This window comes from Micromonospora sp. NPDC023814, assembly GCF_040639595.1.
Lineage (GTDB): Bacteria > Actinomycetota > Actinomycetes > Mycobacteriales > Micromonosporaceae > Micromonospora.
In genome coordinates, this window is record NZ_JBFAAF010000235.1 from 1 (window position 1) to 1436 (window position 1436).

A 1436-nucleotide genomic window follows, 5' to 3' on the forward strand; every position below is an offset into this window, starting at 1 on the left:
CGACCACGGTGTGGATCAACAAACCAGCAGCTCAACCCGCAGATCTACAGAACACCTGACCACGAAAACGTCTCACTTGACTTGACAGGTTCCGCACGAGTCGAGTGGTGAGCATGTGCAGGTGATCACGCCTGCGATCGCCGATACGGGCATGGATACGGGCCACCCTCACGCGAGCCTTGGCCCGGTTGCGGGAACCCTTCTCCTTGCGGGCCAACTCCCGCTGGGCGCGGGCCAACCGGGGCCGGTCGGCCCGTTCGTGCCGAGGATTGGCGACCTTCTCACCGGTGGACAGGGTGAACAGGTGGGCGAGGCCGGCATCGATACCGACCGCGTTCCCCGCGGCTGGGAGGGTGGCGATCCGGTCGGCGCAGAGCAGGGACACGAACCAGCGGCCGTTTTCGTCGCCGGCTACTCAGTCTCGACGTTCGGCAACTACCTCAACCTCGTCGCCCTCAACCTGTACGCGTACCACCTGACGGGTAGCGCACTGCAGACCAGGCTGTTGATGGCGATCCGGCTCGCCGCCGGTTTCCTCGTAGCGCCGGTGGCTGGCGGCCTGGTCACCCGCTTCGACCCCAGAACCGTCATGATCGCCACCGACGTCGCGCAGGCCCTCGCGGTGATCGCGCTGCTGGCCGTGCCGGCAGCCGGGCACCCGCAGCTCCTCTACACCGTGGCCGTGATCCTCGGCAGCGGCAACACGATCTTCAACGTGGCGGTGCGGACAAGCGTGCCAGAGCTGGTGGGCGACGCGGAGCGGTTAGCCATCCAATATAGACAACCGCGGCTGTTCGGGCACCTGTGCATGCCGACGCCCGCGGGAACAGACACAGCGCGTTCATGCGTCGGAAAGCTCGAGGTGCGCAGTAGGCAAGGTGACCATGATGCGGTGTGGTCACCGCCGATGAGGGCGAGCGCCTGGCCGCTCGACCCCACGCGGATCACATTCACAGGAGGCCAAACAGTGCTCACGACGGATTCTCGGCGCCGATACGGAACAGTCGCGGGCGCGGCGGCGCTTCTGGTCGTCGTCGGGGCGGGTGTGGCGGGGGCAACCACAACGCCGTACGAGTACGACGTCGAGGTGTCGATCGGCTACACGTCGACCGAGCAGCCAGCCCCGGGCCTGCTGCACAAGGCGTTCACCGTGACTACCTCGCATGGCTCGTCCGAAGGGCACCTCCTCGAGATAGACCTGAGCAACCCGAAGGTCTCGACGGAACTGCTGCACGCGGAGCATGTCGCAGAGGGAACACCCCTCACAGACATGGCTGCCAGCAAGGGCGCGTTCGCAGCCGTGAACGCCGACTTCTTCAACATGGCGTACTGGGAGAACAACCGTTACCTGTCAGTGCGCTGTAGCGACTGATCGGTATGTCCCGCCTTGCGGTGGGACGGTCCCGGTCTTGTCCGCCTGAGCGGGGCCGGGTTGA

2 protein-coding genes are annotated in these 1436 nt (G+C 65.8%); one reads left to right on the top strand and one right to left on the bottom strand.

Annotated elements, in window-relative coordinates:
* Nucleotides 1-31 precede the first annotated feature (31 nt).
* Nucleotides 32-385, bottom strand: coding sequence for a transposase (locus AB0G14_RS35700; RefSeq protein WP_357705226.1), 354 nt, complete (start codon nucleotides 383-385; stop codon nucleotides 32-34).
* Here AB0G14_RS35700 and AB0G14_RS35705 point away from each other — a divergent pair.
* A complete protein-coding gene (locus AB0G14_RS35705; protein ID WP_357705228.1) occupies nucleotides 305-1372 on the top strand; it encodes an MFS transporter in 1068 nt (355 codons plus the stop codon). The genes AB0G14_RS35700 and AB0G14_RS35705 overlap by 81 nt on opposite strands.
* Nucleotides 1373-1436 lie beyond the last annotated feature (64 nt).